The 23570-nt window shown below is 73.7% G+C and carries 23 protein-coding genes, 1 tRNA gene and 1 pseudogene; 11 read left to right on the forward strand and 14 right to left on the reverse strand.

Features of this window, described 5'->3' with window-relative positions:
- The 3 genes and pseudogenes from ACXJKF_RS06060 to ald all read right to left on the reverse strand — a co-directional run.
- Positions 1 to 683 (reverse strand): annotated as a pseudogene (locus ACXJKF_RS06060) (M3 family metallopeptidase); the annotation flags it as partial.
- A 40-nt stretch (positions 684 to 723) separates the two neighbouring features.
- Positions 724 to 1728 carry an NAD-dependent epimerase/dehydratase family protein gene (locus ACXJKF_RS06065; protein ID WP_456786837.1) on the reverse strand — a complete coding sequence of 335 codons (1005 nt, stop codon included), beginning with the start codon at positions 1726 to 1728 and terminating at the stop codon, positions 724 to 726.
- Between the two features lie 9 nt (positions 1729 to 1737).
- On the reverse strand, positions 1738 to 2856 hold the full coding sequence (ald, locus tag ACXJKF_RS06070) for an alanine dehydrogenase (RefSeq protein ID WP_456786838.1): 1119 nt from the start codon (positions 2854 to 2856) through the stop codon (positions 1738 to 1740).
- A 100-nt stretch (positions 2857 to 2956) separates the two neighbouring features.
- Here ald and ACXJKF_RS06075 point away from each other — a divergent pair, with 100 nt between their 5' ends.
- Positions 2957 to 3478 (forward strand): Lrp/AsnC family transcriptional regulator, encoded by a 522-nt coding sequence (locus ACXJKF_RS06075; RefSeq protein WP_456786839.1) that lies wholly within the window; start codon positions 2957 to 2959, stop codon positions 3476 to 3478.
- Here ACXJKF_RS06075 and ACXJKF_RS06080 read toward each other — a convergent pair whose 3' ends face one another.
- Positions 3479 to 4378 (reverse strand): aminoglycoside phosphotransferase family protein, encoded by a 900-nt coding sequence (locus tag ACXJKF_RS06080; protein WP_456786840.1) that lies wholly within the window; start codon positions 4376 to 4378, stop codon positions 3479 to 3481. It lies immediately after the preceding gene.
- A gap of 99 nt (positions 4379 to 4477) precedes the next feature.
- Here ACXJKF_RS06080 and ACXJKF_RS06085 point away from each other — a divergent pair, with 99 nt between their 5' ends.
- The 4 genes from ACXJKF_RS06085 (at position 4478) to ACXJKF_RS06100 (ending at position 7898) form a co-directional block, all read left to right on the forward strand.
- A complete protein-coding gene (locus ACXJKF_RS06085) occupies positions 4478 to 5383 on the forward strand; it encodes a matrixin family metalloprotease (RefSeq protein WP_456786841.1) in 906 nt (301 codons plus the stop codon).
- A gap of 125 nt (positions 5384 to 5508) precedes the next feature.
- Complete coding sequence (locus ACXJKF_RS06090; RefSeq protein WP_456786842.1) at positions 5509 to 6153, forward strand: alpha/beta fold hydrolase; 645 nt, start codon at positions 5509 to 5511, stop codon at positions 6151 to 6153.
- Positions 6154 to 6183: 30 nt separating this feature from the next.
- The gene (locus ACXJKF_RS06095; RefSeq protein ID WP_456786843.1) at positions 6184 to 7539 is read left to right on the forward strand and encodes a DNA polymerase IV; all 1356 of its coding nucleotides are present in this window, start codon (positions 6184 to 6186) and stop codon (positions 7537 to 7539) included.
- Positions 7536 to 7898, forward strand: a complete 363-nt coding sequence (locus ACXJKF_RS06100) for a cupin domain-containing protein (RefSeq protein ID WP_456786844.1) — start codon at positions 7536 to 7538, stop codon at positions 7896 to 7898. The genes ACXJKF_RS06095 and ACXJKF_RS06100 overlap by 4 nt, the downstream gene beginning before the upstream one ends.
- Here ACXJKF_RS06100 and ACXJKF_RS06105 read toward each other — a convergent pair.
- The 4 genes from ACXJKF_RS06105 to ACXJKF_RS06120 form a co-directional block, all read right to left on the reverse strand.
- Complete coding sequence (locus tag ACXJKF_RS06105) at positions 7872 to 9131, reverse strand: HipA domain-containing protein (RefSeq protein WP_456786845.1); 1260 nt, start codon at positions 9129 to 9131, stop codon at positions 7872 to 7874. The two genes, ACXJKF_RS06100 and ACXJKF_RS06105, sit on opposite strands and share 27 nt — an antisense overlap.
- Complete coding sequence (locus ACXJKF_RS06110; protein ID WP_456786846.1) at positions 9128 to 9358, reverse strand: helix-turn-helix domain-containing protein; 231 nt, start codon at positions 9356 to 9358, stop codon at positions 9128 to 9130. The genes ACXJKF_RS06105 and ACXJKF_RS06110 overlap by 4 nt, the downstream gene beginning before the upstream one ends.
- A gap of 72 nt (positions 9359 to 9430) precedes the next feature.
- Entirely contained in the window at positions 9431 to 10270 is an 840-nt protein-coding gene (locus ACXJKF_RS06115; RefSeq protein WP_456786847.1) for an alpha/beta fold hydrolase, read from the reverse strand.
- Positions 10267 to 10689, reverse strand: a complete 423-nt coding sequence (locus ACXJKF_RS06120; RefSeq protein ID WP_456786848.1) for a ChaB family protein — start codon at positions 10687 to 10689, stop codon at positions 10267 to 10269. Before ACXJKF_RS06120 ends, ACXJKF_RS06115 begins: the two co-directional genes overlap by 4 nt.
- A 139-nt stretch (positions 10690 to 10828) precedes the next feature.
- Between ACXJKF_RS06120 and ACXJKF_RS06125 the strand changes: the two genes are divergently transcribed.
- Positions 10829 to 11266 (forward strand): DapH/DapD/GlmU-related protein, encoded by a 438-nt coding sequence (locus tag ACXJKF_RS06125; protein ID WP_456786849.1) that lies wholly within the window; start codon positions 10829 to 10831, stop codon positions 11264 to 11266.
- A 2-nt stretch (positions 11267 to 11268) separates the two neighbouring features.
- On the opposite strand, the gene ACXJKF_RS06130 is transcribed toward ACXJKF_RS06125, so the two are convergent.
- On the reverse strand, positions 11269 to 11820 hold the full coding sequence (locus tag ACXJKF_RS06130) for a DUF1269 domain-containing protein (RefSeq protein WP_456786850.1): 552 nt from the start codon (positions 11818 to 11820) through the stop codon (positions 11269 to 11271).
- Positions 11821 to 12027: 207 nt separating this feature from the next.
- Between ACXJKF_RS06130 and ACXJKF_RS06135 the strand changes: the two genes are divergently transcribed.
- On the forward strand, positions 12028 to 12645 hold the full coding sequence (locus ACXJKF_RS06135) for a dihydrofolate reductase family protein (protein WP_456786851.1): 618 nt from the start codon (positions 12028 to 12030) through the stop codon (positions 12643 to 12645).
- Here ACXJKF_RS06135 and ACXJKF_RS06140 read toward each other — a convergent pair.
- Complete coding sequence (locus ACXJKF_RS06140) at positions 12642 to 13382, reverse strand: SDR family NAD(P)-dependent oxidoreductase (protein ID WP_456786852.1); 741 nt, start codon at positions 13380 to 13382, stop codon at positions 12642 to 12644. The two genes, ACXJKF_RS06135 and ACXJKF_RS06140, sit on opposite strands and share 4 nt — an antisense overlap.
- A gap of 45 nt (positions 13383 to 13427) precedes the next feature.
- Between ACXJKF_RS06140 and ACXJKF_RS06145 the strand changes: the two genes are divergently transcribed.
- Together ACXJKF_RS06145 and ACXJKF_RS06150 are read left to right on the forward strand one after the other, a co-directional pair.
- Positions 13428 to 13562, forward strand: coding sequence for a hypothetical protein (locus ACXJKF_RS06145; RefSeq protein ID WP_456786853.1), 135 nt, complete (start codon positions 13428 to 13430; stop codon positions 13560 to 13562).
- Positions 13563 to 13588: 26 nt separating this feature from the next.
- Positions 13589 to 14938, forward strand: a complete 1350-nt coding sequence (locus ACXJKF_RS06150; protein WP_456786854.1) for a hypothetical protein — start codon at positions 13589 to 13591, stop codon at positions 14936 to 14938.
- A gap of 123 nt (positions 14939 to 15061) precedes the next feature.
- Here ACXJKF_RS06150 and ACXJKF_RS06155 read toward each other — a convergent pair.
- A tRNA-Leu gene (locus ACXJKF_RS06155) sits at positions 15062 to 15144 on the reverse strand.
- A gap of 147 nt (positions 15145 to 15291) precedes the next feature.
- Here ACXJKF_RS06155 and ACXJKF_RS06160 point away from each other — a divergent pair.
- A complete protein-coding gene (locus ACXJKF_RS06160) occupies positions 15292 to 16518 on the forward strand; it encodes an AI-2E family transporter (protein WP_456786855.1) in 1227 nt (408 codons plus the stop codon).
- 3 nt (positions 16519 to 16521) lie between these two features.
- On the opposite strand, the gene ACXJKF_RS06165 is transcribed toward ACXJKF_RS06160, so the two are convergent.
- From ACXJKF_RS06165 to ACXJKF_RS06175, 3 genes are read right to left on the reverse strand one after another with little or no spacing between them, the layout of a single operon-like run.
- Positions 16522 to 20106, reverse strand: coding sequence for an error-prone DNA polymerase (locus ACXJKF_RS06165; RefSeq protein ID WP_456786856.1), 3585 nt, complete (start codon positions 20104 to 20106; stop codon positions 16522 to 16524).
- Complete coding sequence (locus tag ACXJKF_RS06170; protein ID WP_456786857.1) at positions 20099 to 21817, reverse strand: DNA polymerase Y family protein; 1719 nt, start codon at positions 21815 to 21817, stop codon at positions 20099 to 20101. Before ACXJKF_RS06170 ends, ACXJKF_RS06165 begins: the two co-directional genes overlap by 8 nt.
- Entirely contained in the window at positions 21814 to 22662 is an 849-nt protein-coding gene (locus tag ACXJKF_RS06175) for a hypothetical protein (protein WP_456786858.1), read from the reverse strand. The genes ACXJKF_RS06170 and ACXJKF_RS06175 overlap by 4 nt, the downstream gene beginning before the upstream one ends.
- Positions 22663 to 22900: 238 nt before the next feature.
- Here ACXJKF_RS06175 and ACXJKF_RS06180 point away from each other — a divergent pair, with 238 nt between their 5' ends.
- The gene (locus ACXJKF_RS06180; protein WP_456786859.1) at positions 22901 to 23569 is read left to right on the forward strand and encodes a Pr6Pr family membrane protein; all 669 of its coding nucleotides are present in this window, start codon (positions 22901 to 22903) and stop codon (positions 23567 to 23569) included.
- Position 23570 lies beyond the last annotated feature (1 nt).

Below are 23570 nucleotides of genomic sequence, written 5' to 3' on the forward strand. Positions count from 1 at the left end.
AGCTCGAGGAACCAGCCGTCCTCGTGGCCGCGGGCGCGGGCGGCCGCACCCGCGGCGTCGCGGGCGTCGTCGGGCAGGCCGTCGAGCTCGTGCTCGTCGGTGACCAGGACCCCGGCCGCGTTGGTGGCGGCCAGCAGGAGGCGGCCGAACTCGGCCTCGAGGCTCATGATCTCGGCGTTCAAGGCCCGCAGACGGTCCTGCGACGCCTCGTCGAGCCCGACGCCGGAGCGCACGAACTTCGTGTGCGTGCGGTGCAGCAGCCATGCGGTGTCGGGCTCGAGCTCGAGCGCACCGGAGTCGACGTCCGCCTGCAGCGCGGCGACCCGGGCGAACAGGCGCGGGTCGAGGTAGATCGCGTCGAGATGGGCGGAGAACTGCGGGGCGAGCTCCTCCTCGATCGCGTCCAGCCCGGGGCTCGAGTCGGCGCTGGACTGGTTGTAGAACGCCTCGACCGCCCGGTGCAGGAGCCGGCCGGAGCGTTCGAGCGCCTCGAGCGTGTTCTCGATCGTCGGCGTGGCGGGGTCGGACGCGATCGCCTCGACCTCCGCGCGCTGCTCGGCCATGCCGGCGAGCAGGGCCGGGCGGTAGTGCTCCTCGCGGATCCGCGTGAAGTCGGGGAGCCCGTAGGGAAGGGTGGACGGGATGCCGAACGGATTGTCGGCGGCGAGGTCGGTCGGCTGCATGGCGCTCATCATTGCCGACGGGTCCGACGTCCGCCGCCCGTCAGGACGTGCGGGCGAGGAACGCGTCCTCCGCGGCGTACGCGAAGAAGTCGCCCATCGCCCCCATCCGGACGAAGCCCGGGAACGCCTCGCGCCAGTCACCGTCCGCCGCGGCCTCGGCCAGCCACGCGACGCAGGCGCCGACGGTGTCCGCGTAGCCGCCGGGCGCGACGTACCCGAGCTCGTCCGCCGCCCGACGCAGGTCGAGCACGAGCGGCCGTGGCACGGACCAGGGCGTGAGCCCGACCCCGTCCACCGGGTCGCCCGCGACGGTCACCAGGCGCGACGTGACGCCCATGGCCGCGTCGACCGCCGCGGCGATCTCGGCGACCGTCAGCGCCTGCGGGTCGGCGGCGTTCAGCACCCGGTCGCCGGGCTGCTGCGCCGACAGCCGCACCAGCTCGCCCAGCACCGCGGTCGAGGTCGTGTGGAACCTGCTGAGCCCGTCGTGGGCGAGCACCCGGACGTCGCGGCCGTCGAGCACCCGCTTCACGAACGTCCACTCGCGCGGCTGGAGGCACCCGGGACCGTGGATGGCGCCGGGGCGCAGGATCGTGGTGGGGACGGACGACGCCGACCAGGCCTGCTCGAGGGCGACCTTCCCGGTGGCGTACGAGTCGCGTCCCGGGCCGACGGTCGGCTGGTCCTCCGAGATCGGCACGGGGAACGACCCGAACTCGTCGGACTCGAGGCCGTCGCCCGCGTCGTCGACGTACACGGCCGCGCTGGAGACGACGACCGCCGACCCGATCCGGTCGGCCCGCTCGATCAGCGGGGTGGCCTGCCGGTCGTCGTAGGCGACCACGTCGACCAGCACGTCGACACCGCCGGACAGGGCCTCGTCGAGAGCCCCGGGATCCTCGCGGTCGCCCCGCACGAGCCGGGCGTCGCCTGCGTCCGCCGCGTGCCGGGCCAGGACCCGCACGTCCCAGCCGTCCGCGAGCAGCGCGGGCACGACCGCCCGGCCGATCTGCCCCGTGCCACCGATCACCAGTGCCGTCGCCATGGACCGAGGCTAGGCGAACGCCCCCGCCGGGGCTGCGTGCGTCGGGTAGCCGTGCGCCTGCCCGACCGCGGCGTTGTAGAGCTGGCCGCCGTGCGTGGTCAGTCCTGCGCCGAGCGCCGGGTCCGCGGCCGTCGCGGCGGGCCAGCCGAGGTCCGCGAGGGCGCTCAGGTACGGCAGGGTCACGTTGGTCAGCGCACGGGTGGAGGTGACCGGGACAGCCCCGGGCATGTTGGCGACGCAGTAGAAGACGGAGCCGTGCACCCGGAAGGTCGGGTCGTCGTGCGTGGTGGCGCGGGTGTCCTCGAAGCAGCCGCCCTGGTCCACCGCGACGTCGACCAGGACGGAGCCCGGCCGCATGCGGGAGACCAGCTCGTTGGTGACGAGGTGCGGTGCGCGGGCGCCCGGCACCAGGACCGCGCCGATGACGAGGTCGGCGTCGAGGAGCTCGCGCTCGATCGCGTAGGCGCTGGACGCGATGGTGCGGACGCGCCCACCGAAGGCGGAGTCCGTGTCCCGCAGCCGCGGCATCGACAGGTCGAGGACCGCGACGTCGGCGCGCATGCCGACGGCGATCTCGGCCGCGTGCCGGCCGACCACCCCGCCGCCGAGCACGACCACCTTCGCGGCGTCCACGCCGGGGACCCCGCCGAGCAGGACACCGGCGCCGCCCTCGTTCTTCATCAGGTGGTAGGCGCCGACCTGGGTGGAGAGCCGTCCGGCGACCTCGCTCATCGGGGCCAGGAGCGGCAGGGAGCCGTCGGGAAGCTGCACGGTCTCGTACGCGATGGACGTGGTCCCGGCCGCGAGCAGCGCGTCGGTGGCCGGGCGGTCCGCGGCGAGGTGCAGGTACGTGAACAGGACGAGGTCCTCGCGCAGGTGGCCGTACTCCGACGGGACGGGCTCCTTGACCTTGCAGACGAGGTCGGCGCTCCCCCAGACCTCGGCGGCATCGGTCAGGATCGTGGCACCGGCGGAGGCGAACTGCTCGTCGGTGATGGCCGACCCCGCCCCGGCGCCCGCCTGCACCAGCACCTGGTGACCTGAGCCGACCAGCTGGTGCACGCCCGCGGGCGTGAGCGCGACGCGGTACTCGTGGTTCTTGACCTCGCTGGGGATGCCGACCTTCATGGTGGTCTCCGTCCGGACTGGTCCTCGGCAGTTCTCACCATTCTGAACTTCCTGTGTTGCGATCAGATGACTATGCCCGAAGATTCGCTAGATTCGCTTCATGTCCGTCGTTGATTCGTCCAGATCCTCGCCTGCCGGTCCGCACCGAACCGCGTTCGGCGCCGTCGAGCTCGACGACGTCGACCGGCGTCTGCTGAGCGAGCTGGAGCGCGACGGGCGGATCTCGAACAAGGAGCTGGCGGCGCTCGCGGGGATCGCCCCCTCGACGTGCCACGCCCGGGTGCGGGCCCTGCGCGAGTCGGGCGTGCTGCGCGGCTTCCACGCGCAGGTGGACCCGGAGGCGGTCGGTCGCGGGCTGCAGGCGATGATCGCGGTGCGGCTGCAGCCGTCCGCTCGGGCCCGGCTCACCGAGGTGGCGCACCGGCTGGCGCAGCGGCCCGAGGTGCGGGACGTGTACCTGCTCGCGGGCGTCGACGACGTGCTGGTGCACGTGGCGGTGCGTGACTCCCCCGAGCTGCGGGCATTCGTTCTGGAGCACCTGAGCACCCGCCCGGAGGTCGCCCACACGCAGACCAGCCTGGTGTTCGAGCACGTGCACGCCCCGGGCACCGCGTCCATCTGATCAGCCGGCCACCCGGGCCCAGACGCCGGCCCGACCGAGGATCTCCCGCGCGCCGGGCTCGTCGCCCAGCTGGTCCCAGACCCAGAGGGCGGACTCGGTGCACCGCGCGAACGCCCAGGCGGCCACCCGGTCGGGGTCGAGGTCGAGCAGCCCTGCGAGCAGCGCCACCCGGTCGCGCAGCACGGCACCCGCGTCGGGATGCGCGAACGGGTCGTCGATCTGCTCGAGCAGTGGCCACAGGTCGTACGCCGGGTCGCCGCGCAGGGGCTTGGGGTCGATGGCGAGCCAGGCGCGCTCCCCGGCGGCCAGGATGTTCCCGGGGTTGAGATCACCGTGCACGAGCGCGCCCGACGGTCCGGGCAGGGCGCGCAGCAGGTCGGCCGCGTCCGCGACGTCGACCCCCAGTCGTCGGCCTCGCTCCTCCAGCAGGTCCGCCCAGCCGGCGCAGACGTCGACCATCGCCGGGACGGCTGCGTCACCCGCGACGGACCACAGCGACCGAGCGACACCGGCAGCCGCGGCCAGCCGCTCGTGCGCGCTCCCCGGCGCGCGCGACAGCGGGGTGCCGGGCTCGACGCGCTCGAGGAGCAGCGCCCAGTCGTCCTCGTGCGCGTCGAGCAGCTGCGGGACGCCGTGCCCGTGCCACGCGCGCAGCGCCACCGCCTCGTGGCGCGCCTCGTCGTGCGGGAACGAGAGCTTGAGGACCACCGACCGGCCGTCCGCGCAGGTGGCCGGTGCGCACCACGACGCCGCCCCGTCGGTGAACGGGTGCGCGAGGCGCAGCGCCCACCGTGCGCACGCCCGGGCCACCAGGTCAGGCAGCCGCCCGACCCACTCGGCGCCGGCGGGTGTCCGACCGACACCGCCGCGCAGGATCCCGGGTACCTCGACGCCCGACAACCGTTCCCCCGTCCGCCTGCACCTTCGCTCGTTCGTTCCAGTATCGAGGTCGCCGTATGCGATCCTGCGGCGACCGACGTCGGACGAGGAGGTGACGGAGTGCACGCAGGAGACCCGCAGGGCCTGAACCCCTGGGTCGACGCCCGCGGTCACCACCCGCACCCCCTGCTCCTGCCGCACCCGCGCACCAACCCCGTCGAGGAGGACGTGGTGCGCTTCCACGGCCCTCCGGTGCGCGTCCGTCGCGGCCCGCGGCCCGCCGTGCTCCTGGTCGCCCTCCTCCTGGCGGGTCTCGTCGCGGTCGGCGGCCGGTGGTGGATGTCCTCGGCGGCTCTCGGCCCCCCGGCGGGTCTGGAGGAGGCGGCGTTCCCCCTGGGGGCACCGCCGTCGGGCAGCCTGGGGTCGGGCGGCTTCGCGTTCACCGCCGTGCAGCCCGACGGCGACGGACCTGTCGCGTACAGCCCGTGCCGCCCGATCCACTACGTCGTCCGACCGGACGGCGCACCCGCCGACGGCGCGGAGCTCCTCCGGACGGCGGTCGCCCGGGTGTCCGTCGCGACCGGGCTGCAGTTCGTGGAGGACGGTCCCACGCAGGAGGCACCCAGCACGGACCGGCAGGCGTACCAGCCCGACCTGTACGGGTCCCGCTGGGCACCCGTGCTCATCGCCTGGTCGACGGCTGAGGAGTCACCCGAGCTGGCTGACGAGGTCGCCGGGATCGCCGGGTCCGCCTCCGTGACACGTGCCGGCCGGACCGTCTACGTCACCGGCTCCGTCACGCTCGACAGCCAGGACATCGGCGCGCTCGCCGCGGCACCGGCCACCCGGGCGACCGCGCTCGGCGTCATCACCCACGAGCTCGCCCACCTCGTCGGCCTCGACCACGTCGACGACCCGACGCAGCTCATGTACCCGAGCACGAGCGTCATCCGGTCCAGCTTCGGCGCCGGCGACCTGGCGGGGCTCGCGGCGCTCGGCACGGGCGAGTGCGCGCCGGACGTCTGACCGAACCCTTCACACGCGGTCCGCACGACCTCTCACGGAACTCCCAGGTCCGTTGCGTACTCTCGCCACGGCCCGCGTCGTCACCCTCCGCCTCTGAGGAGCCCGTCATCCACCCTCGCCCGATCGTGCTCGTGCACGGCACCCGGACCTCGTCCGTGATCTGGCGTCGGCAGGTGGAGGCTCTCGAGCGCTCGGGCCACCACACGGTGGCCATCGACCTGCCGGGACACGGTCGCCGCTCGCACGAACGCTTCAGCCTCGACGGCGCCCTGGCGGCCATCGACGACGCCGTCGAGTCCTGCCCCGCGCCCCCGCTGCTGGTCGGGCTCTCCCTCGGCGGCTACACGAGCCTCGCCTACGCGCGGCAGCACGAGCACAAGATCGCCGGCGTCCTGCTGGCGGGCTGCTCGACGGAGATCAAGGGCAAGCCGCTCGCGGCGTACCGGCGCGCGTCCGGGATGCTCGCGCGGACGCTGCGGCTGGGCGGCCCCGACTGGCACGTCGTGACCGACATGCTCCGGGCGCTCGCGGGCTACTCGCCGCTGGCGGACCTGCGCCGTACCGCGGTCCCGGTGTGGCTGGTGAACGGTCGGCGGGACCCGCTCCGGCTGGACGAGCGCCGCTATCTCGAGGCGCGACCGGGGACGCGGCTGACGGTCGTCCCGAACGCCGGTCACGATGTGAACGCTCACGCTCCGGTCGCCTTCAACCGCATTCTCTTCGACGCCCTGCACGAGCTGCGCCACCGCGGCGGCGTCGCCCTCGCGTGAGACGCGTGCTCGGCGAGGCACAGTAGGGGCGTGGACCCCGCGCAGCTCGCCGACGCCTCCCGGCTGCGGACCCGAGCGACCGTGCTGCACGCCGACGCGGACTCGTTCTTCGCCGCCGTCGAGCAGCGTGACAAGCCGTCCCTGCGCGGCCGACCGGTGCTGGTGGGCGGGACCGGCCCGCGCGGCGTCGTCTCGACCGCGTCCTACGAGGCCCGCCGCGCGGGAGCACGCTCCGCGATGTCGATGAGCCGCGCCCGTCGGCTCAGTCCCGCGGCGGCCGTCCTCTTCCCCCGCTTCGAGGCGTACTCGGCGTACTCGCGCCTCATCATGGCCACCCTCGGGACGCTGTCGGAGCTGGTGGAGCCGCTGAGCATCGACGAGGCCTTCGTCGACCTGGAGGCCGGCCCGTTCGCCGACGACCCCGCCGGTGCGGCCACCGACGTCCGGGCTCGGATCCGCGAGCTCACCGGGCTGGCGGTCTCCATCGGCATCGGCCGGACCAAGCTGGTCGCCAAGCTGGCCTCCGACGCCGGCAAGCCGGACGGGCTCCTCGTGGTCGAGCCCGCCGACGAGGACGACTTCCTGCTGCCCCTGCCGGTGCGCGCCGTGCCCGGCATCGGACCGGCGACGGCGGCGGCCCTCGAGCGGCTCGACGTGCGCACGGTCGCGGACCTGCGCCGGCAGCCGCTCGACATCCTCACCATGACCGTGGGCGAGTCGTCCGGCGTCAACCTGTTCCGGCTCGCCCGCGGCATCGACCCCCGGCCCGTCGCGCCCAGCGGTGAGCGCAAGTCGGTGGGGGCGGAGCGCACGTTCGCGCAGGACATCTTCGGGACCGACCTCATCACCGCCGCCGTCGACCGCGTCACCGACGAGGCGCTGCGTCGCCTGACCGCCCACGGGGGTGGCGCCCGGACGGTGGTGGCCAAGGTGCGGTTCGCCGACTTCACGACGCTGACGCGGTCCGTGACCCTCCCGCAGCCGACCGCCGAGCCCACCGAGCTGCGCGCCGCCGCGCACCAGGCCGCGCGCGCCGCGGGCATCAGCGACTCCGTCCGGCTGCTGGGCGTCTCGTTCCACAACCTGTCCGCGCACGCGCAGCTCACCCTGCCGTGGGACGACGACGACGAGCCCGTGCCGCTCGTCCTGGAGGAACCCTCGGACGGACAGGTGGTGCTCGGTCTGCTCACCGAGGAGAACGCGCGTCCCGGCCTCGACGTCGAGCACGACACGCTCGGCCGCGGGTGGGTGGTGCACGTCCGGGGACGGCAGGCGACGGTGCGGTTCGAGAGCGTCGACACCCCGCCGGCCCGTTCCCAGGTGGTGGACCTGGACGCGGACCCGCTGCTGCTCGTACCGCCGTTGCCTCCTACGCTCGACGGATGACCGTGCGCAACATCCAGACCGCGCTGGACCAGGTGCCTGCACCCTGGCAGCCCCACCTCCTCGCCCGGTTCAACGACCACGAGGTCAAGGTGGTCAAGCTGCACGGCGAGTTCGTCTGGCACACCCATCCCGACACCGACGAGATGTTCGTCGTCGTCGCGGGGTCCCTGACCATCCAGCTGCGCGACGGCGACGTGGTGCTCGGCCCGCAGGACGTCTACGTGGTCCCGCGCGGCGTCGAGCACTGCCCGAGGGCCGACGAAGAGGTCTCGGCGCTGCTGGTGGAGCTGGCCGGGACGCGGAACACGGGCGATGCCGGCGGCGCCCTGACGTCAGAGGTGCGGGAGCTGCCCGGCTAGCCGTGCGACCCGCTCCGCCACGTTCTCCCACGCCGCGGGCGACACCCCGGGGTGCGCGTCTCGCTCGACGACCGCGAGCGCGTCCTCGATCTCGTGCAGGGTCTGCGCGACGGTCCGCTGGGCACGCCGTGGCGCCATCCCCCAGGCTCGCCCCTCGTCGGCGAGGTCGTCGGCCGTGATCGACGCGATGGCGTCCTTGCCGGCCACCTCGAGCGCGAGCCGCCCGGAGGAGACCGTCGTGTGCTCGTGCATCGAGATGTCGTAGGCCGGCGCGAGGTTCAGCCGGGCGCCGTCGGGGTGGCGGACGAACGCGTGGTTCTTGGCGTGCGCGTCGGTGTTGCCGATGACGACGGTGAAGGCGACCAGGCGCAGGAGGTCGTCCGTCCGGGCACCGCCGTCGGTCAGGACGCGCGCTGCGGCGGCGTACGACGGCAGGGCGCGGCCGCGCTGGAACTTGCGCTCGGGGTCGGACGTGTTGATCCCGAGCGCCTGGGCGAGGTCCTCCTGGTGGATGCGGCCGGTGGAGGTCGCGTCGGGCACTCTGTCGTACCGCGACACGACGATCGCGCGCACGTCGTCGAACTGCTCGATGTGGGCGTCGACGCTGGTCAGGCCGAGGCGTCGGGCGAGGTCGAGCGATGCGGCCTCGGTGTCGATGAGGTCGCGGGTCGGGGACTGCGCGGACCGCGACAGCTTGATGATGTGTGTCGACGCGGCACCTGCGCGGACCCTCGCCCACCCGCCGTCGTGCCAGGCGAGGGCCACCTTGGGCTCCATGCCGGCGAGCGAGGTCAGCGAGTCGAGCCGGCTGTCCACCGTCCCGTAGGACGCGGACTGGCGCAGCATCGCGGCGACCTGCGCCCTGTCGACCGGTTCGAGGTGAGCGGTGGTCGCGGGGTCGGGGGCTCCTTCGTCGACGAAGACGAGCGCGCCGGCGGTGTCCTTGCCGTAGACGCTCAGGATGCCGAGGGTGTCGTCCGGGTCGATGCGGTGCTCGACGGCCATCGCGGTGCGGGTGCGCCCCTCGGGGAGAAGGCCCTCCAGCCACGCCCTGACCCGTGCGGAGTGTGTCCCGTCAGTGGTGTCGAGCGGGAGGAGGTGCGAGGCGACGCGCGACCCGGTTCCCCAGCGCTCGACGGCGGCGTCGCTCCACGTGAGGTGGAGGCGGTCGTCGCGGCTGGTGACGGTCGCTGCTCGGGTGCCGTAGAGCCAGACGTCGAGTGCGCGGCTCATCGCTGCTCGGCCTTGAGCACGATGTCGAGCTCGCGCAGCAGGGCGAAGAGCCGGTCGGTGTACAGGCTCGGCTTTCCCTGCTCGATCTCGACGACGTAGCGGCGGGAGATGCCGAGCTCCTCGGCGAGCTCGGCCTGGGTCAGCCCGCGCTGGAGCCGTCGGTCGCGCAGGAAGTCGCCGAGGTCGGTGGGGCGGGTGACCCATGCCCAGGCTGTGGGAGCCTCCATCGGTCCTCCATGTGCGGATATCGTGTCATCTCTGTTTGAGACACACTATCGTTACATGGGTCTGGTGTCACCTTATCGTGACGGCTGCGTGAGCGCCTCGACCCGGGCAACCACCTCCGGCCACGACCGCTGCGGCGGCACACCGTGGCCTGCACCGGCGATCACCACGAGCTCTGCACGCGGGATCTCCCGTGCGAGCGCCTCGCCGTGCGCCAAGGGGAACAGCGGGTCGTCGTCGCCGTGCACCACGAGCGTGGGGACCGCGATCTCCCCGAGCCGGTCGTCCCAGGGCGGGCCGGGGTCGACGAGGAACGGGTTGGTGGTCGCCGCCCGCAGGTCGTTCGAGCGGTCTACCGTCCGCTGCGCGATCACCCGCTGGAGCGCCTCGTCGTACCCGCCGCGCTGGAACGGCCGCTCGAGCTCGGTCAGGTACGCGACGACCTCGTCCCGGTCGTCCCAGTCGGGCTCGCCGGCCCCGCCGTCGAAGAACGCGCGCAGGTCGTCGGACATCCCCGGCAGCCCCGCCGCACCGGGGGTGCTGCTCACCAGCGTCAGGGTCGCCACCCGGGCCGGGTGGTCGAGCGTCAGGAGCTGGCCGACCACGCCACCGCCCGAGACCCCCAGCACGTGCGCGCGGTCGACGCCCTCGTCGTCCAGGACCGCGAGCGCGTCGCCCACCACGTCGCCCGTCCCGTAGCCCGGCTCCCCCACCGGCCACGTGGTCGACCGGCCCTGGTCCCGCGCGTCGTAGCGGAGCACCCGGTGGTGCCGTGCGAGCCGGTCGACCAGCCCGTCCGGCCACGCGACCAGCGAGCAGCCTGCACCGTGCACGAGCAGCAACGGCTCCCCGGCACCGCTCGCGTCGACGCACAGCCGCACGCCGTCGGCCACGTCGACCATCCGCTCCGTCACCGGAGCGCCTGCCTGCTGCGGCGGTCGTTCTCCTTCTCGATCGCCTCGACCAGCTCGCCCTTGCGCATCCGCGAGCGCCCGACGATGCCGAGCTCGGTGGCGACGTCGTACAGATGCGCCTTGCTCGCGTTGGCGTCGACCCCGCCTGCCGTCGGCGCGTCCGAGCCGTACCCCTCCTCGGCGTGCTGGTCGGACGGCCCGTGCTCCGCCTTCGGGCGCCAGCTGTCGCCGACCTTCTCGTGGGAGTGCTTCAGGGCGGCGAAGGCGACACGGTGCGCGCGCTCCTCGTCGCCGTCGTACTGCTCGATCGCCGCGTCGTACGCGTGCGCGAACGTTCGCTGTGCCAGCTCGTCGGAGCGCTGCAGCGTGCTCGGCAGCTCGCTCTGCTTCGCGGCCCCGGATCGTGTGGTCTTGGGCACGGGCTCACCCCCGTCTCGGCGTCCCGACGATCGTCACCCGCCGGACGCACCGTCGCCACTGGGCCTTAGGTCCGTGGTCGAGCGCCTGATCGCCTCGGATGATGGCAGGACCGGACAATCCGCAGACCAGGAGCGTGACGTGAGAGACGACGACGTGCGAGGCCGAGCCATCGCGATCGAGGGCATCGACGGCGAGGTCCGCGTGTACCGGCGCCACCCGAACGGCGGCGGGCTGGTCGACATCGACGCGACCGTGGCCGACGGTGCCGCGGTGCACGCATCCGCGTACGTCGAAGCCGGCTCGGTGGTCGGCGACGGCACCCGGGTGGGCCCCGGCTGCTGGATCGAGTCCGGCGTGACCCTCGGCGCCGACGTCACGGTCGGTCAGAACGTGCACCTCGGCGCCGACTCCCGGGTGGGCGACGGCGCCCGGATCGGTGTGAACGCCCGGATCGGCGCGCGAGCGGTCGTCGCCCCCGGCGCCCGGGTCGCCCACGACGCCCGCATCGCCGACCGCGACGTCGTCCTCGGCGACCGTCGCCGGCCGCCGAGGACGGACTTCGAGACCGCGGCCTAGGCTCAGCCGGCCTCGGACTTGGCCGCCTCCGCGGCGGCCTTGATCTCGTCGGCCTCGACCTTGTCGATCGCCTTCTCGACGATGGCGTCCGCCTTCTCCAGCGCCTTGCGGATCTCGACGGCGCCCGGGTCGGAGACGAGCGCCAGGAGGCCCGAGTGCCCCGGCTGGATCGCGTCCTGGAGCTCCTCGGCCAGCCCCTTGCGGTGGCTCAGCTCACGGGCCTTGCCCGTCGCCGCGCCGACCGCACCCAGGACCGCGGCGCTCCCGATGATCGACGGCGGGAAGATCAGACCCAGCGCGACGCCTCCGACGACACCCCACTTCAGCCCGTGCCGGGTGCTGTGGTCGGTCGCCTTCTGGATCTCCAGGGTGCCGTCCTGCGCGCGGGAGACGACGATGACGCCGTCGATCTCGAGCGTCCGGCCGTCCTCGATCGACTTGAGCGCCTCGTACGCGGCCAGGGCCGTGTCCGTGTCCGCGAAGTCGGCCACGAAGAGGGTGTAGGCGCCGTCCGAGAGGGCGGCGACGACGTCGGTGGGCTGGTCGTCCGACATGAAGAGCTCCTTGATCTGCAGAGAGTCGATGTCCGTGGTGCGCTATCGACCGTAGACCAGGTCTCCAGCCGCAGACAGGGGGCAGTTCCGGCGCCCGGTCCGTGCCGGTGGGGTGAGACAGCGGTGGTCGGATGTGGGTGGCATGCGGTCTGATCGTGTCCAGCAGCCGCGCGGCGCGTGCGCGGCCACGACCCCTGGAGGACCCCGATGGCGACGATCGTCTCCACCCTGTTCATCTCGCTCGACGGCGTGGCCGAGATCGACCCGGCGTGGCACTTCCCCTACTTCGACGCGAACATGGGCGCCGCCGTCGGCGGGGACTACGAGGACGTCGACGTCCTCCTGCTCGGACGCGTGACCTACGACAGCTTCGCGGGCGCCTGGCCCGACCGCGAGACCGCCGGCGGGGAGGACGCCACGTTCGCGGCGTCGCTCGGGGACATGCGCAAGGTCGTCGCCACGCGCGGCAGCCACGACCTCGGCTGGCGGAACGCCGAAGCCGTCCAGGGCGACCTCGTCGAGGCCGTCACGGCGCTCAAGGCCGACCCGACCGTCGGCAAGATCCTGATCGCGGGGTCCCTCTCCGTCGTCCGTCAGCTGCTCGGTGCCGGGCTCGTGGACCAGCTCAGCCTCCTGGTCCACCCCGTCGCGGCCCGCCACGGCGAGCGGCTGTTCGACGAGGGCGACTCCATCTACCCCCTGCGGCTGCTGCGCTCCGACGTCTTCCCGACGGGCGTCGTGCACCTCGTCTACGCACCCAGCGAGCTGCCCGGCACCCAGACCTACGACGACGTCACTGACAAGGTGCCGGGCGCCGACAGCTAGCCCGCCTCCGGGTCGGATCCCTGGGCCGCCCGTCCGCCGTCGACGGGGAGCACGACGCCGTTGACGAAGCTCGCCTCGTCGGACAGCAGGAAGGCGACCGCGTCCGCGACCTCGTGCGCTGCGCCGACGCGGCCGAGCGGGTGCAGGGCCGCCATCTGCGCGTCGACCCGCGGGTGCTGCTCCCGGTAGGCCTCGTAGCGCGCCGTGCTGACCGACCCGAGCGCGACGGCGTTGGTGCGGATCCCGGCCGGGCCGTGGTCGACGGCGACGGCCCGGGTCAGGCCCTCCACGGCCGCCTTGGCCGTCGAGTAGGGCAAGGCGCCGCGGACCGGCCGGAGGGCCTGGTGGGAGGACACGTTCACGATCGCGCCCGGTCGGGAACACGCCAGGAAGTGGTTCACCGCCGTGTGGCAGCCCGTGACCGCGAGCGCGACGTTGGCCGTGACCATCGCGAGCACCTCGTCGCTCGTCGAGGCATCGAGCGTGGTGTCCCGGAAGAGCGCCGCGTTGTTGACCCACCCGACGAGCGGGGCCCGCGACTCCGCGCGCGCCGCGGCTCGCTGGGCCACGTGCGCCTCGCGCGCGTCGCCGGAGACCAGGGTGACCCGGGGATCCTGCCAGTCGAGCGCGTCGACGACGTCCAGGACGACGACGTGGCCGCCCTGCGCCAGCCGGCTCGCGATCGCCCGGCCGACACCTCGGTTCCCACCGGTCACCACGTAGGAGCGTTCGGTCACGAGTGCGGCTGCTTTCCGGTCGTCGCGCGCGGGCAGGGACGCCCCATGCTCTCGCGCACCCTCGTGGTGGAACACGCTGCGCCGCTAGGCTCGATCGTCGTCATCGACGACGTCGGACGACGGCTGCGCGACTCCCCCTCGCACGGCACGACACCGACCGTCGACGCCGACCTCGGCTGATCCGCCCGTCACGTTCGGAGGCCACCATGCCGCTGCCCGACGGAGTCCAGGCGTCGGTGGTGCCCGTTGACGGTGCCGTCAGCACCCGCGGCACGGACACCGGTACGCCGGCGGGAGCCACGGTCGCGACGCCGTTCGCCCTCACGAGCCCCGCCGTCGCCGACGCCGTGACCGAGTGGTGGTGCTACCCCGTCGCCACCTACGTCGCGTCGCCGTTCCAGCGGACCGTGTTCGGTGCCATCTCCTCGACCGGGACGATCCTCGCGTGCGAGCTCACCCACGGCACGGGGATCACCCGGCGCTACGAGGTGGCGGCGGCCGGGGTCGACGACCACAACGCCCCCGCCCTCGTGCTCGCCGCGGGCCGTCGTCCGCTCATCGCGTGGACGAACCATGACGGGGACGCCCTGCTGCGGTTCAAGGTCGGCGCAAGGTCCGGCGACCTCGCGTCGCTGGTGAACGCTCCGGAGGTCACGTTCGACGCGACCAGGCCGACGTCCTACACGCAGATCCACCACATCGCACACCTGTCCTCGGCGGCGTCGGACGTCTACTGGGTGTTCTTCCGGTACAGCTCCACGTCCTGGTCGTTCCTGCCCGTCACCGTCACGCACGCCACCGGCGCCCTCGCGTTCGGCACCCGCCGCGGCATCTTCACCACGCCCGGCAAGAAGTGCTACGCGATCACCGCACCCGGACATGTCGCCGCAGGGGGCAACCAGGTGATCCGGGTCGCGTTCGGCTTCAACCCCGACGCGGTCAGCAACGCAGTCCGCGTCTTCGACATCGACGTCGTCACGGGCGCCATCACCTCGGACCAGAACCCCGGGATGGTCGCCACGATGGCCGGCACGGGAGCGAACTTCCCCCTCACCGAGGCGCTCGCCCCGCTCCTGCCCGACACCGGCCCGGCCACCGAGCGTCGGCTCTTCTACGTCCGTCCTGGTCCCGACCTGCCCGCCGTCGCCTACGCGGAGTGGCCCGCCGGGGCTGCCGACTCGGCCACCTACTACGTCATCGAGAAGGTCGGCGGATCCTGGCGTCCACGGGTCTCGCTCGGACCGGCCGGGCCTCGCGTCGGCTACACGGCAGCGGCCAACTACCTCGCCGGCCTCGCCTTCGAGAACCCGTCCCAGGACGGCGTCGTGATCCGCGCCACCTCGCTCGCCGGGGTCGACAGGGTGGACCGGCTCTGGCCCGTCGGCGGCGGTGGGTACAGCGCCGACGCGGTCCTCACGCAGGCCACCACGGAAGGCCGCCTCGTGCGTCCGTACGCTCCCCTGAACGGTGGACCCGTCCGGGTCGGTGCGGTCAACATGACGAGCTACGGCGCCACCGGGTTCACGGAGTTCGCCGGGATCATGCGATCCCTCTGAAGTGCGCTCGGGAACAGCGAGGTGCTCCGGACTGTGCCCGTGTGCTTGTCGGTCCTCCGACGAAGAATGCCCCCGGTCTGCGTCTCCGCAGATCAGGGGCATCTTCGTCGCTGTCTCAACGAGTGTCCGGAGGGGGACTTGAACCCCCACGCCCTTTCGGGCACTAGCACCTCAAGCTAGCGCGTCTGCCATTCCGCCACCCGGACAGGTGGACCGCAGGGCACCCGGAGGCGCCCTCAGGTGCGGCAGAAAAGATAGCACGGCGCGGCGGGCGGGCACGCATCGGCCCCCGGGGGCAGACTGGCCGCAGGCGCCGGGACCCGGGCGTCCTCGGCCGTGATGCAGGGAGCCAGATGACCGACGCGAGCAGCTCGACGGGCCGTTCGCCGGCCAGCCCGACGGCCCGGAAGGTCGCCGGTGCGCGGCGCAACCCGAGCGTCTACGGCACCGAGCACACGGCACCGCGGTGGTTGCGCAGCGCGGCGGGCACCTCGTGGCGGCTGCTCGTCGTCATCGCGATGGTGGCGCTGATCTTCTACGTCACGGGTCGGGTCCAGCTGCTGTTCGTGGCGGTGTTCCTCGCGTTCGTGTTCACCGCGGTCCTGCGGCCGGTCGTCGACTTCCTGGCGCGCTGGTTGCCGCGAGGGCTGGCCACGGCGCTGGCGCTGCTCGGCGGGATCGTGTTCTTCCTCGGCCTGCTGACGTACGTGGGCTACTCGATCGCCAACCAATGGGCGGACCTCACCGAGCAGTTCAGCGACGGCATCGGCCAGATCACCGACTTCCTGGAGAACGGGTCGCTGCCCTTCAGCATCACCAACGAGCAGATCGCCGAGTGGATCAGCAACGGTCAGAAGTGGGTGCAGGAGCACGCGGGCGACCTGGCCGGTCAGGCTGCCGCGGGGGCCGGCTCGGTGGTCGAGGTGTTCACGGCGCTGGCCCTGGCCATCTTCTGCACGGTGTTCTTCCTGGCCCGTGGCCGCGAGATGTGGACCTGGTTCCTCAACCAGCTCCCCACGCGCGTGCGGGACAGCTGGAAGACCGCCGGTGGGGCCGGGTGGTACACGTTCTCCGGGTACACGCGCGGCACGGTGATCATCGCCGTCACCGACGGCGCCCTGGCCTTCATCCTGCTGAGCGTCCTGCGCGTCCCGTTGTCCGCCCCGCTCGCCGTGCTGGTGTTCATCGGTGCGTTCATCCCGCTGATCGGCGCCCCGCTGGCGATGGTCATCGCGATGATCGTGGCCCTGGCCGCGAACGGTCTGCTGTCGGCGGCGATCGTCGGTATCGGCATCGCGCTGATCGGTCAGTTCGAGGGGCACATCCTGCAGCCGATCGTGATGGGCAAGCAGGTGGCGATCCACCCGGTGGTCATCGCGCTGGCGGTCACCGCCGGAACCCTGACCGCGGGCATCCTCGGCGCCGTCATCTCCGTGCCGCTGGTGGCGGTGTGCTGGGCGATCTTCTCCCGGCTGCGCACCCTGGACCCGCCGATGGACGAGGACGAGTCGGACGACGACGTCGAACCGGTCGAGGACGTCGAGGAGATCGACGACGACGAGGTCGTCAAGCAGTCCTGAACCTCACCGGAAGTCCCGCGACGCCGACCTGACCTTCAGGGACATCGGGGTCAGGTGCTCCGCGACCAGGTTGGTCGCACCGTCCGCCCGTTCCAGCCGACCGCGGACCACCAGGGCGCGGGACGTGCGGGCGACCTTGCGGAACTTCTGCCACAGGCCGGCAGAGCAGATGACGTTGAGGAGTCCGGTCTCGTCCTCCAGGGACAGGAACGTGACCCCGCCCGCCGTGCCGGGCCGCTGCCGGTGCGTGACGACCCCGGCGACGGCCACCCGCCGCCCGATCTCGTGGCGGAACGCCTGCTCCACCCGCAGCACCCCGGCGGCGTCGAGACCGTCGCGGACGAACTGGGTCGGGTAGGAGTCGACCGAGACACCCGTGGCCCACACGTCCGCGGTCGCGACCTCGACGTCGTCCAGACCGGGCAGCATCGGCGCGGTGACCCCGACGGACACCCCCGGGAGGGTGTCGGGTCCCTCCTGCGCGAGCGCCCCGGCCGCCCACAGCGCCTCGCGACGGGTGACCCCCAGGCTGTCCAGCGCACCGGCGGTGGCGAGCGCCTCGAGCTGGGTGGTCGAGAGCTGCACCCGCCGCACCAGCTGGCGCAGGTCGGAGAACGGCCCGTGCGCACGGCGTTCGTCGACGACCCGCTGCGCGACGTCCTCCCCGACCGACCGGACCGACGAGAGCCCCAGCCGGACGGCGAGGGAGCGCCCTCCGTCCCCCGTGCGCACCCCCGCAGGGATGGCCGGACCGGTCCCGCTCGGCGTCGGCACCAGCTGCGGCTCCCCGCCGGCCGGCGTCGGCCCAAGACGTTCCACGCACGCCTGCACGTCGGACGCCTGCACGTCGGGGCGCAGCACCTCCAGGCCGTGCCGACGTGCGTCCGCGGCCAGGCTCTGCGGCGAGTAGAAGCCCATCGGCTGCGCCGCGAGCAGCCCCGCGTAGAACGCCGCCGGGTGGTACACCTTCAGCCACGCGCTGGCGTAGACCAGGAACGCGAACGAGTACGCGTGCGACTCGGGGAAGCCGAAGTCGGCGAACGCCCGGAGCTTCTCGAAGATCTCCTGCCCGGTCCTCTCGTCGATCCCGTGCCCCGCCATGCCGGACATCAGCCGCCCCCGCATCGCCTCCATCCGCTCCGTCGACCGCTTCGAGCCCATCGCGCGGCGCAGCTGGTCGGCCTCGGCGGGTGTGAAGTCGGCGACGTCGATGGCCATCTGCATGAGCTGCTCCTGGAACAGCGGCACGCCCTTGGTCTTGGCCAGCGACTTCTCCAGGAGCGGGTGCAGGTACGTGACGGGCTGACGGCCGTGCGCGCGCTCGATGTACGGGTGGACGGAGCCGCCCTGGATGGGACCGGGGCGGATGAGGGCGACCTCGATGACGATGTCGTAGAACGTCCGCGGCTGCAGTCGCGGCAGGGTGCCCATCTGGGCGCGGGACTCCACCTGGAACACCCCGACGGTGTCGGCGGCGCTGAGCAGGTCGTACACCTGCACGTCCTCCGCGGGCAGCCCGTGCAGGTCCAGCTCCTTGCCCTCGTGCTCGTGCACGAACCCGAACCCGATACGCAGCGCGGTGAGCATGCCCAGGCCGAGCAGGTCGAACTTGACCAGCCCCGCGTCCGCGCAGTCCTCCTTGTCCCACTGCAGCACCGTGCGACCCGGCATCCGCGCCCACTCCACCGGGCACACCTCGATCACCGGCCGGTCGCACATGACCATCCCGCCCGAGTGGATGCCGAGGTGCCGGGGCAGGCGCAGGAACCGGTCCGCCAGGTCGATGACGTGCTCGGGGATCTCGTCGAGGTCGCTGGCCGACGGCGGCAGGACCGTCGGGACGACGTCGTGCCCGTCCGCGGTGACCAGACCCGGGGTGTCGACACCCTTCGGGGCACGCAGCACCGACGGCGGCTCCCACGTGTTCCCCCACATCGACGCCTGGTGGCGACGCCGCTCGTCCCGCGCGGTGGCCGGAGGCTCGGGCGGCGGACCCGTGTGCCCGACATGCGGTCGCGGGCGACGACCGGAGGACGGCTTCTCGGGCGGCGGTGGGGGCACGTTCGGTCGCAGGCTCCCCCACCGCTCGATCGACTGCGCCCAGGCGTCCTGCTGCCCCGCGTCGTAGCCGAGCGCCCGCGCGGCGTCCCGGACCGCCGACCGCGGCCGGTAGGAGATGACGTTGGCCACCTGCGCGGCGTGCATCCGGCCGTGCTTCTCGTAGACGTACTGGATGACCTCCTCGCGGCGTGCCGACTCGATGTCCACGTCGATGTCCGGCGGCCCGTCGCGCTCGGGCGCCAGGAACCGCTCGAACAGCAGACCGTGCCGCACCGCGTCCACGGCGGTGACCCGCAGCGCGTAGCAGACCGCGGAGTTGGCGGCCGAGCCGCGGCCCTGCGCCATGATCCCGTTGCGCCGGCAGAAGTCGACCAGGTCGTAGACCACCAGGAAGTACCCCGGGAACCCGAGGTCCTCGATGACGTCGAGCTCGTGCGCCAGCTGCGCGTACGCGCCGGGCACCTTCTCCGCCTCCGGCGGTCCGTACAGCTCCAGCGCGCCGCGCCGGACCAGCTCACGCAGCCACGTGGCCTCGCTGTGGCCGGTCGGCACCGGGTAGGGCGGGAGCTGCGGGGCGACGAGGGACAGGTCGAACGCGCACTCGTCGGCCAGGTCCGCCGCGGTCACCACGGCCGACGGGTGCCGGCGGTGCAGCGCGAGCATCTCGGTGGCCGACCGCAGGTGCGCCATCGGTCCGGCGGGCAGCCAGCCGTCCAGGTCCTCCAGCGACGACCGGGCCCGGACCGCGGCGAGCGCGGCCGCCAGGTCGGCGTCGCGCGGGGTGGCGTAGTGCACGTTCCCGGTGGCGACGAGCGGGAGCCCGGCGTCGGCCGCGAGGTGCGCGAGGGCGTCGGCACGGTCGGTGTCGTAGGGGTCGCCCGCTGCGGTGACCTCGACGGCCACGTTGTCACGGCCGAACAGTGCGACGAGCCGGTCGAGCTCGGTCCGCGCAGCCTCGACCCCCGACGCGCTCACCCCGGCGACCCCGGACGGGTCCCCGCCCGCGAGCGCGCGCCGGACCGCCCCCTTGCGGCAGCCGGTGAGCACCAGCCACTGCCCGGCCGCCGTCGCCGCCAGCTCGTCCAGCCGGTAGTCCGCCGCCCCCTTCCGGCCCGTGCGCAGGTGCGCCTCCGCGATCGCGCGGGACAGGGCCCGGTAGCCGTCAGGCCCGCGGGCGAGGACGAGCAGGTGCGACGCCCGCGGGTCCGGGATGCCCGTCGGCAGGTCCAGCACCGGCGGTCCCGGGGTGGCCTGGCCCTTCTCCCGAGGGTGCCGGCGACCGTCGGGGGCAGGCAGGTGCAGCTCCGCCCCGAACACGGTCGGCAGCCCCACCGCCCTGGCCGCCTGCGCGAACCGCACGACGCCGTAGAGCCCGTCGTGGTCGGTGAGCCCGAGCGCGCGCAGCCCGAGCCGGGACGCCTCCGCGGCGAGCTCCTCGGGCTGGCTGGCGCCGTCGAGGAAGCTGAACGCGGAGTGCGCGTGCAGCTCGGCGTACCGCGGGGGGAACGGTGCCGGTCGCTCAGTCATACGTCGCCTCGCACGTCCAGCCGCCCGCCGTGCAGGCCAGGAGCACCGCGCGGCCGTCGTCGAACGTCACCTGCACGTGCGCGCGCAGGCCCGGCCGGTCGTCGGCCGCGACCCACCACCGTTCGCTCAGCAGCCACGGCCCGGCCCACCCGACGACGGCACGCCGTCCGCCGTCGGCCGTCCACACCCATGCAGGCTCCCCGCACATCCCGCTGCGCACGTCGAGGACCACCGGCGCCCCCGACGCGTCCCGCACGTCGACCCGCTCGGGCGGGTCCAGCACCGTCGCGGGTGCGGGGTCGGGCAACCGGCCCGGCCAGGGCCGGTCCACGGGACGCGCGGGCTCGGTCTGCTCACCCCACGGCTGCAGGTGCACCTGGTCGCGCACGTCGCGCCCGCCCTGCAGCGTCGCGACGAGGATCCCCGACCCGCCGACGATCCCCTGCACCCGGTCCAGCGCCCGGTGCGCGCGCAGGTCCCCGCCGGACGGCCCACCCCACAGCCGCCCCTGCTCGGCACCGGCCGGGGCGACGTCGAGGGCGGTGACCGCGAGGTGCACCAGGGTGACCGCGCGGGAGTCCTCGTCGGGCCAGGGGTCGGTCGGCAGGTCGTCGTGCGCCCAGGGGTCCCGGCCCGACGCGACGGCGTCGCGAGCCACCCTCGAGCGCGCGCGGGCGGCAGGGTCGTCGGCGACGCGCGCCCGGGCCGTCTCGACCGCGCTCGTGGCCAGCCACCCCTCCAGCTGCCAGCGGATCCGGTCGGTGATCCGTGCCGGGGTCAGCCCGCCCCAGCCGCCGAGGTCGGTGCGCCAGGTCCGCACCAGGTCGGTGCCCTCGTCGGTGCGGGCGGCGATCTGCAGCCGGCCGCAGGTCACCGCGTGCTGCACGAGCAGCGCGTGCAGCTCCTCCGCCAGCCGGCGCCCGGCGAACGTCGCCGAGTCGACCCGGTCGAGCGGCGGGTCCAGGTCCGCGGCCACCTCGAGGTCCGCCTCGGGCCGACGACGCGCGGGCGGACGCTCGTCCTGGCCGCGCGCGAGCAGCTGCGCCCACGCACCGAGCCGTCCGAACCGTGCCTGCACGTCCGTGGGGGGCAGTGCGGCGAGGTGGCCCAGCTGCCGCAGCCCCAGGCGGTGCAGCAGGTCCACCAGCTGGGCCACCGCGGAGGCCGCGTCGTCGGTGACCGCCGCGTGCACCAGCTCACCCATCGCCCGCGGTGCCAGGTACGCGGCCGACGACCCCGGGGGGACCACCGCGCCGGTCCGGGCGGCCAGCACCGCCGCCAGGAGCCCGTCCGCGGTCCCGACCGCGCACTCGTGGCCCGAGCCGGCGGCGACCGCGTCGATGAGCTTCTCCGCCAGGGCGTCCTCGGAGCCGTGGTACCGGCTGGCACCGCCGGCGGGCAGCAGCAGCATCCCGGCGCGGACCACCTCGATGCCTGCCACCACGGTCTCGGCTGCCGCCGCGACCGGCTCGAACAGCCGCACGTCCCGGGCGTCGTCGGCGGGCAGCAGCACCAGCTCGGGGCAGACCCCCTGCGCCTGGCGGCGCCGCATCCCCCGGCGCACGCCCTCCGCCCGGGCGACGGCGGACACGGCGGTGAGCTGCCGGCCGTCGTGCACCGCGGTGGGCACGTGCGGCGGCACCTCCTCGGAGGTCGCGGCGGCCACCACCGGCCAGTCCGGGACCCACAGGACGGTCGTGCGGGTGCTCATCCGACGAGCCTCAGACCCGGTGCGGGCGCCTGCTGCTGCGCGGGGACGGGCACCGGTGCGGACCCGAGGGGCAGGGTCAGGTCGAGCGAGCGCGGCACCGCGGCGCTGCCCCGGCCGGTGCGGACCAGCCGGATCTCGTGCGTGCGCAGCCGCCCCTCGCCCGCGTCGACCCCCGTCCACCGGCCCGACTCCACCGTGAGCACCACACCCGCGCCGGGCCAGTCGACGGTCGACAGCAGCACGGACCCCCGGTCCCGGGCACGCGCGGACAGCTTGCGGCGCTCGGCGTCGGTCAGGACGACCTCGGGCCCGACCACCACCACGTCCATGCCGTCGAGCAGCGCAGCCACCACGGTCGGCGCCTCGAGACCGGGGCGCGGCACGACGGCCAGCCGGTCGAGCGCCACCCCCGCCTGGGCGGCCGCGAGCAGACCGATGGTGGGCTGGCCGACGACGCTCGCCCACGCCCCGCCTGCGCACGCGTGCGCGAGCATGGCCAGCACCAGGGACGTCGACCCGGTGACCACCGTGGTGCCGCCGCGGCGCAGCCCCTCGGGCAGGATCGGGGCCAGCGGCGGCGGGACGGCCATCGGCGGGCGTTCGCTGGTGATGATCCCGGTGGTCGGCTGCTCGACGGGGGCCTCGGGCGGGTGCGGCAGGACCACCAGCGCGGGAGCGGCGACCCCCTCTCCCGAGGCGGCGACCGGCAGGCCGATGAGCTCTGCCGGGGCCGCGGTGGCACCGAGCCGCAGCACGCTGCGCGCTCCCGTGCGCTGCTCGGCGCGCGCGAGCGCAGCACGCGCGAGCGCAGCCCGGTCCTCGCGCGACATGGTGCCGACGGCCATGCGACCCTCCTCCCGATCAGCCGATGAGAGGGTGCTCCCGGAGACCTCATCGAACATCTGTTCGAAGTATCTCAGTACACGCTGACACTCCGGACACTGTCAATCCGGGGTCGCCCGGTCGGGGGCACAGCACGGGTCGTCGGCGTGCCAGCGACCGTGACGTCGCAGGTCTCGGCTATGTTTCACGTCGCCCGGCAGCGTGGCCGGGCGCGGGACAACGTCTGCAGAGAGGCACGTCATGCGCGTCGTCGTCGGGATCTACCGCCTCGCCCTGGCGGCGATCGGCCTGCTCGCCCTGTTCTGGGCACCCAGCACCGGGCTGACATTCGACCTCGAGGACTACGTCTACTTCACAAACCAGTCGAACCTGCTGCTGGCGCTGGTGATGCTCTGGGGCGGCGTCGCGGTGCTCGCCGGACGCAAGGAGCCGGCACCCTGGCTGTTCGGTGCGGTGACGCTCTTCATCCTCATCACCGGGCTGGTGTCCTACCTCATCCTGGACCCGGCACCTCCCGGTGAGGAGATCGTCGCGCTCGGCCTGACCCGGGACCAGATCGTGCACCGGCTGACCCCGATCGCGGCGTTCGTGCACTTCGCGCTGATGGTCCCGCACCGGAGCCTGCGCATCCGGAACGCCGCGTACTGGCTGCTCTACCCGGTGGCGTACTGCGCGTTCACCACGGTCCGGGGCGTGCTGAGCCCGGGCAGCGACTACCCGTACGGCTTCATCGACGTCTCCGAGCTGGGCTACGGCGGGCTGCTGCTCAACGTGCTGATCTACGGCGTCGGCTTCTTCGTGCTGGGCCTGGCCCTGGTCGGCCTCGACCGGCTCCTGCCCGCCCGGCCGCTCGTCGGGAGCCCAGCGGCCGAGACCACCCCGAGCGAGCCGATGGTCCCCGCGCCATGAT

This window comes from Cellulomonas sp. P5_C5, assembly GCF_054049655.1.